This is a genomic window from Rahnella perminowiae (genome assembly GCF_019049695.1).
GTDB classification, from domain to species: Bacteria; Pseudomonadota; Gammaproteobacteria; order Enterobacterales; family Enterobacteriaceae; genus Rahnella; species Rahnella perminowiae.
Genome location: NZ_JAFMOT010000060.1, coordinates 1 through 443, shown reverse-complemented (window position 1 = coordinate 443; position 443 = coordinate 1). Strand labels below are relative to the sequence as shown.

1 protein-coding gene is annotated in these 443 nt (G+C 43.1%); it reads right to left on the bottom strand.

Annotation, left to right across the window (positions count from 1 at the left end; genetic code table 11):
- A partial coding sequence (locus J1781_RS00280) for an SDR family NAD(P)-dependent oxidoreductase (RefSeq protein WP_217233008.1) occupies window positions 1-367 on the bottom strand: 367 nt, incomplete at its 3' end.
- Window positions 368-443: the final 76 nt, after the last annotated feature.

The following is a 443-nucleotide window of genomic DNA, read 5'->3' as shown; positions in this document are numbered from 1 at the left end:
AAAATAAATTTTGCCAGTCTTGCTGAGAGATTTGACCAAAGGGCGTCGGGTAAAACCGTGAGGCATTATGAACCAGACAATCCAATCGACCAAAACTGTTGATTATGCGCCAAGTCAATTGTGGTAACGTTTCAAAATCCTCTAAATCCCCTTGCACACTTTTTGCTGACTGTGGGCGAATGGCATTACAGTAATCAACAAGTTCCATGGCTTCAGATTCGCTGGTGTGGTAATGGATGATGATATTATAATTGGCTTGGTGCAGTGCCAGCACAAGCGCCCGACCAATTCGTTTGGCGCCACCTGTGACACACGCCACACGGCACGGATTGGATACTTCGCTCATCGCTGCTTGATTCAACATCATTTGCTACCTATGTCTATTTGATTAAGCGTTTATTTGATTAATCGGTTTGTCGTTTTAATCATTCATGCTTTAATCA